The 7,024-nt window shown below is 64.3% G+C and carries 3 protein-coding genes and 1 pseudogene; 1 reads left to right on the top strand and 3 read right to left on the bottom strand.

Features of this window, described 5'->3' with window-relative positions; genetic code table 11:
* Positions 1–3,167, top strand: a 3,167-nt coding sequence (locus tag AC3AYF_RS16275) for a spectrin repeat-containing protein (protein WP_295037592.1), incomplete at its 5' end; no start/stop codon positions are given.
* 144 nt (positions 3,168–3,311) lie between these two features.
* Here AC3AYF_RS16275 and AC3AYF_RS16270 read toward each other — a convergent pair.
* From AC3AYF_RS16270 to AC3AYF_RS16260, 3 genes and pseudogenes are all read right to left on the bottom strand, one after another.
* A complete protein-coding gene (locus tag AC3AYF_RS16270; protein ID WP_295037594.1) occupies positions 3,312–4,934 on the bottom strand; it encodes an isocitrate lyase in 1,623 nt (540 codons plus the stop codon).
* Positions 4,935–5,382: 448 nt separating this feature from the next.
* Positions 5,383–6,732, bottom strand: coding sequence for an adenosylmethionine--8-amino-7-oxononanoate transaminase (locus AC3AYF_RS16265; protein WP_295037595.1), 1,350 nt, complete (start codon positions 6,730–6,732; stop codon positions 5,383–5,385).
* Between the two features lie 48 nt (positions 6,733–6,780).
* A pseudogene (locus AC3AYF_RS16260) lies at positions 6,781–7,024 on the bottom strand (dethiobiotin synthase); the annotation flags it as partial.

Here is a 7,024-nt window from a genome sequence, read left to right as displayed (position 1 = left end):
ACGAGAACTTCAAGAAATATGCCCGCCTGCTCGAGCTCAAGTCCCAGTTGGACGATGGCAGCTTCCAGTATCTGCCCTACATGACGGTGGACCACGGCGGCGACTGGACCTACTACGCCAGCGACACCCAGGGCATGGACCCGGCCGACCTGCGCGGCCTGATCCACGAGGAGAAGCTCGGCGAGGAGCTCGCCAAGCTGCTCGGGGACGAGGAGATCGCCAAGTTCACCGACGAGGCGATGGCGGAGGCCCAGAGCAAGATCAAGGATCGCGACGGGCTCGCCGACAAGATCTACGACTCGTTGACCGGCGACAAGGGCGCGGACTATCTCGATGCCATCGAGGAGCTGCGCGACAAGGGCTTCGGCGACGAGGCCGCCACCCGCCTGAACAATGACCTGAACACGCTGCAGGCTCTCGAACCCGACCGCGCGGCCGAGGCGAGAGGCAGTATCACGGCGGCCAGTACCGCTAGAGGCCTCGAGGAAGAACTCAGCGACATCGATGCCGAATATGAGAGCGGCGACATATCGCCGGAGAGCGAGGCCGCCGCGGAGCAGGTCGCCGCCGACATGGTGCCGACCGTTCTCACCGGGATTACCTACAGCACCTTCGGCATCCAGACCACCGATGGCGTCTGGAACGCGGTGAAGGATGCGCTCTCCGCCGACAAGACCGATCCCAAGGGCTCGGTACCGCCCAACCTGTCGGCGGACGAGAAGCTGCAGTTCACCAAGATCATGGCGATCGCCGCCGGCCTCAAGGAGGTGATCAAGACGGCGGCGTTGAGCGGCAGTAATGTCGAGACGGCGCTGAAGGATTCGTCCCTCATGCGCGATGTCATGAAGAAGGTGAACGAGCAGTTCCGCAACATGACCACCAGCCGCGACGGCCAGCCGCCCATCGTCGAGCTCAGCGACAGCCAGCGCGCCAACGTGCAGAGCTCGCTGAAATCCCAGTTCCGCAGCCTGATGAGCTCCAACACGATGTTCGCCATCGGCGGCACCGCGGCGCTGGTCAACGCCATCTATCGCCGCTCGGGCGACGATTTCGGCGACACCTGGCAAGAGCGCATGACCGTCGCTCGCGGCATGCTGGTGTTCATCGGCACCACGCCCTTCGCGCTCAAGGGCATCACCGATGCGGTGGGCCCCAAGCTCGATGAAGGCGGCCGGCTGGGCAAGCTGTTCGGCACCACCGATATCACCCAGGCGCTCGGTCTCGACAAGGAGATGGGCGATATCCTGCGCGAGCGCTTCCCCGACAAGTTCAATGGCGACAAGGCGCCCTCCCTCAACCCTGGCGAACAGGCACGGGGCAAGCTGGACGATATTCGCGGCAAGCTCGAATCCTTCGATACCCTCCTCGATCAGAAGGATGCCCCCGACTTCGAACAGAAGGCCCAGGGGCTGGTCGACGATATCCAGGGCCAACTCGACGAGGTCGACCGCATCGTCAAGGAGTCCGACTCGCTCAGCGACGACGAGAAGAAGGAGATCCAGCAGCGCCTGGACACGATCGAGGATCGGCTCGACAAGGTCGAAATGAAGAAGGACGGCCTGGCGCCCCAGAATGCGGACGACCTCAGGGGGCTGGTCGACGACCTGTTCGAGGAGATCCAGCCTTTCGCTTCCTCGGCGACACCATCGGAGCAGCGCTTCGCCCAGATCGACGACTTCGATCGGGCGGTAGCGGAGTACCGCGAGCTGCTGGATGCCGATGGCAAGGGCAAAGGCAAGATGCCGGAACAGGCGCCGGCCCTGTTCGACGAGATGATGGAGAGACATCGGGCCATCCGCTCGTCGATCGAATCCGACCCGACGCTCTCCGACAGTGATCGCGCACAGCAGCTCGATCGCCTGGACGAGATCGCCAACCGCCTGGACGACGTGCGCCCGACGGACGGCGGCACCCTGCCCAGCGGTGCCGGCGACGCGCTGGACGATCTCGACAGCCTCAGCGGCGATCTCCAGCAGCGTTTCGACCCCGCCAATGGCGAGTCGTCGAAAGTCGCCATGCAGTCCTGGAACCAGGCACTGGATACCGAAGCCGACGTGATGACCAACGGTGAACGCACCCCTGGCGGCACGTCGCCCGACAGCCTCGGAGACACCGGTGGCGATGGCGACAGCAGCAGCAAGAAGAAGACCAACATCTTCGGCCCGGCGCTCAAGGGCCTGGCCTACATGACCGACTTCGCCGGCGGCATTCTCGACACCGTCGTCGCGGGTGTCGGGCTGGACCAACTGATCAAGAACGGCGGCACCCCGATAGAGTTCGCCGCCAGCTCCACCGGCGTGGTCTCCGGCTCGTTCTTCACCATCGGCGGGGCCGCCGAAATCGGGGCATCGCTGCAGACCGCGTCCCGGGTGCTCTCCGGGCTGGGCGCGGGCCTGCGCGCGGCCGGCCCCATCGGCAACCTGATCGGGCTGGGCGTCGGCTTCGCCAGCCTGATCCTCAATGCGGTGATGGCGCAGAAGAAAGGCGCCGAGACCGAAGGCAAGATCCGCGACCAGTTCGAGCAGTTCGCCGAAGATGGCGTGACGGAGGACGATTGGGGCGAAAAGTTCAACTACCTGATCAACTCCAGCTACGGCTTCAAGGACATGATGCACGCCGGTGATGACGACAAGGAGCCCGACCCGCTGTTCAAGGAGTGGTTCCCCGAGGACATGGCGGCGTGGGAGGCGCAACCGGAGCAGTACAAGAAGTTCACCCAGGAGATCCGGGAGAACGGCAACGTCGACGACTTCTTCTTCGACTTCGACCAGGACCAGATGCAGCTCAATATCCACGGCCAGGACTTTTACCAGGAGAACAAGGAGACCATCGACACCATTCTCTTCAACTGGGACGAGGGCGATGGCGGCAACGACTGGACGGGCGGCGACGATATCGTCAGCAAGTCAGACCTCGAGAAGATCGCCGACCCGGAAAACGGCCACTCCAAGAAGGAGCGGGACGCGGCGCAGTTCCTGCTCGACAACGAGGACTTCTTCGCCCTGCTGGATACGCTGCACAAGCAGGATGGCTCGGACGGCAAGATCAGCAGCGCCGACATCGACTCCTGGATGCAGTTGATCGGCGAGCGTGCGATCACCGATGACAACCCGGCCTTCGCCGAGGAGGACAGCATCTGGGACAACCCGGCGTCGTACAAGCTGTAGGCCACGAGCTGCGAGCTACGGGCTGCAGGCTGCGGGCTACGAACTTCGGGCCATGAGCTGCGGGCTGCGGGCGATAAAATGCGGGCCATTTCTCGATCCGATATATGGCCCGCCGTCGTTGCAGGCTGGATGGAAAGACGAGGCTCAGCCGAACTGGTTCATGGTATTGAGCCCGCCGCCGGCCTTGAGCGCGGCGGCACCGGAGAAGTACTCCTTGTGGTCGTCGCCGAGGTTGGAGCCGGCCATGTCCTGATGCTTGACCGAGGCCAGGCCTCGCCGGATCTCCCGGCGCTGGACACCGGCGACGTAGGCCAGCATCCCCGCCTCGCCGAAGTAACCCTCGGCCAGCTCGTCGGTGGAGAGCGCCGCCGTGTGGTAGGTCGGCAGGGTGATCAGGTGGTGGAAGACGCCGGCTTCGCGGGCCGCATCGCGCTGGAATGCCTGGATACGACGATCCGCTTCCCGCGCCAGCTCGGAGTCGTCATAGTCGGCGCTCATCAGCTGGCCGCGTTCGATGCCGGAGAGCGACCGCCCCTCTCGTTGCCCTTCTGCCTGCCCTTCTCGCTCCCAGTCGTCGAAGACCTGTTGGCGGAAGTTGAGCGTCCAGTTGAACGAGGGCGAGTTGTTGTAGACCAGCTTGGCGTTGGGCACGACCTGGCGGATACGGTCGACCATGCCGGCGATCTGGCCAACGTGGGGCTTCTCGGTCTCGATCCACAGCAGGTCGGCGCCGTTCTGCAGGGCGTTGATGCAGTCCAGCACGACGCGATCCTCGCCGGTATCGGAGCGGAACCGGTAGAGTCCGTTGGCGAGACGCAGGGGTTTGCGCAGGTCGCCGTCGAGCTTGATGATCGTATCGCCCTCGTTGACATCGTCCGCCGAGCAGATCGGCACGGTGCAGAGAAAGCTGTTGTACTGGTGGGCGAGATCCCCCGGCTCCTTGCTGACCGGCAGTTTCTGGGTCAGGCCGGCGCCCAGCGAGTCGGTCCGAGCGACGATTACGCCCTCCTCCACCCCAAGTTCCAGGAACGCATGGCGAACCGCGTTGATCTTGGCGACGAAATCCTCATGGGGAACGGTGACCTTGCCATCCTGGTGCCCGCACTGCTTGGCATCCGACACCTGGTTCTCGAGCTGGATGCAGCAGGCGCCCGCTTCGATCATCTTTTTCGCCAGCAGGTAGGTCGCCTCCTCGTTGCCGAAGCCGGCATCGATGTCGGCGATGATCGGCACGATATGGGTCTCGAAGTTATCGATCTTCTCCAGGATTCCCCGCGCCACCACCTCGTTGCCCTGCTTCCTGGCGCTGTCCAGTTCCCGGAAAAGTAGCGTCAACTCCCGGGCATCCGCCTGGCGCAGGAAGGTGTACAGCTCCTCGATCAGGGCCGGAACGGCCGTCTTCTCGTGCATCGACTGGTCGGGAAGCGGGCCGAATTCCGAGCGCATGGCGGCGATCATCCAGCCGGAGAGGTAGAGATACCGCCCCTGGGTCGTACCGTGGTGCTTCTTGATGGCGATCATCTTCTGCTGGCCGACGAAGCCGTGCCAGCACCCCAGCGACTGGGTGTAGCGGGAGGGGTCCCGGTCGTAGGCCTCCATGTCGCGGCGCATCACGCCGGCGGTGTAGCGGGCGATGTCGAGGCCGGTACGGAAGCGGTTCTGGGCCCGCATCCGTGCCACGTTCTCGGGATCGATATTGTTCCAGCGGCCGTTCTGTTCCAGACGCAATCGCTCGAGTGAATCGATATCGCTCTGATAGATGGACATGACTGTCTCCACACAGGAATGGGAATACTCTCCTGGGGCCGGTTTCTTCCCGTATCATTTTCGGTGGATCAAAAACGCTCGTTTTAATCCTGACAATGAGAAGAAAATGCCCCATCGGCGAGTTCACTATGTGAGAAGCGATGCCATGCCAACAATCCGTACTTAGCCGCCATCATGGTAAGGCTTCTACCAGAAATGGCGCTTATGGATGAATCCTGTAGTCATGTATGACGTATGACGCGCATCGTTCCAACGCAGGGATACCATTTGCCGGAAAACCGCTGTCGCCCTGCCAGATCGCGGACGGTTTCCAAAACCGCTGTGGTTTCATCACCTTGGGGCGACCGCAGCGCCAGGGTCCCGACCACGGCGTGCCTGCCGGGCTCCCTGCGGCTGGCCAACCGACCTACGACTTTCGTCGACAGGGAGTTAGCCGGGTTTCAAATTATTAATCCGCGGTGGCCAGTTCCAAACCCTCGTGGGTCACTTCCGCCACCAAGGCCAGCTCCTCTTGCGAGATCACGTAGGGCGGCATCCAGTAGATGACGTTACCCAGCGGCCGCAGCATCACCCCGCGCGAGAGCGCGTGCCGGTAGACGCGCAGGCCGCGACGCTCGCGGAAGTCGTAAGGCGTCAGGCTGGCCTTGTCCGCGACCATCTCGATGGCCACCACCATGCCGGTCTGGCGGACATCGCCGACGTGGGGATGGTCGCGCAGCGGTTCGGCGAGCCGCCCCATCGCCTCGGCCTTGCCACGATTGGTGGCGATCACGTCGTCCTGCTCGAAGATATCCAGCGTCGCCAGCGCGGCGGCGCAGGCCAGCGGGTTGCCGGTATAGCTGTGGGAGTGCAGGAACGCCTTGAGCGTCGAGTAGTCGTCGTAGAAGGCGGCGTAGACCTCGTCGGTGGTCATCACCACCGACAGCGGCAGGTAGCCGCCGGTGAGTGCCTTGGAGAGACACAGGAAGTCGGGGCGGACGCCGGCCTGCTCGCTTGCGAACAGCGTCCCGGTGCGGCCGAAGCCGACGGCGATCTCGTCGAAGATCAACTGGACGCAGTGGCGGTCGCAGGCCTCGCGCAGCCAGGTCAGGTACTCCGGCGGGTACATGCGCATGCCGCCGGCGCACTGGATCAGCGGTTCGACGATGACCGCCGCCAGCTCGTGGGCGTGACGCGCCAGCGCCGCTTCCATCTGCGCGAAGGCGTCTCGCGCCTGGTCGACCCATCGGTCTCGCGGCAGGCCGAAGCCGTCCGGCGCCGGCACCTTGATCACGTCCAGCAGCAGCGAGCGGTAGGTGTCGGTATAGAGCGCCACGTCTCCCACCGACAGCGCCCCCAGCGTCTCGCCGTGATAGCCGTTGGTGATGGTCAGGAAGCGCCGCTTCTCCGGCCGCCCGACGTTGCGCCAGTAGTGGTAGCTCATCTTGAGCGCAATCTCGACGGCGGAAGAGCCGTTGTCGGCGTAGAAGCAGTGGCCCAGGCCGGCCGGCGCCAGTTGGCCAAGTCTTTCCGACAGCTCGATCACCGGCTGGTGGGTGAAGCCGGACAGGATCACGTGTTCCAGCTCGTCGAGCTGGCGTTTGATCCGGTCGTTGATCCGGTCGTTGGCGTGGCCGAACACGTTGACCCACCAGGAGCTGACGATATCGAGATAGCGCCTGCCCTCGAAATCCTCCAGCCATGCGCCCTTCCCGCGCCGGATCGGCACGACGGGCAGTGTCTCGTGATCCTTCATTTGGGTGCAGGGGTGCCAGAGGCTGGCCAGGTCACGCTGCATCCAGTCGCGATTGCGGTTCATGTGTCGTCTCTTGCGGTGTGAAGTCTTGCCGGGGTTCGCCGGTGCCACTCAGGCGGGATCGTTCAGCAGCGGCTCGAGGTCGAGAAAGTCGGCGGCGGCCTCGGCATCCGGTGGATCCAGCCAGGGCACCACGCCCAGGCAGGGCGCCCCGCCCTGCTCGCCGAGCCAGTGCGCCAGCGCCTCGAGGTTCTCCTCCAGGCGCGGGGTGTCGGGTTCGAGAATGTTGGCGCCCCAGCCGGCGCCGCGCCCGCCGTCGCGCCGGATCGCGTCCAGCGTGCGGCGGGCGTGGGTG

Source organism: Salinicola sp. (assembly GCF_982684285.1).
This window is presented reverse-complemented; position numbering and strand designations above follow the sequence as displayed.

Coding starts and splice junctions, on each gene's coding strand:
- AC3AYF_RS16265 (WP_295037595.1), bottom strand. CDS start 6,732: ATGAACCGCAATCGCGACTGGATGCAGCGTGACCTGGCCAGCCTCTGG.
- AC3AYF_RS16270 (WP_295037594.1), bottom strand. CDS start 4,934: ATGTCCATCTATCAGAGCGATATCGATTCACTCGAGCGATTGCGTCTG.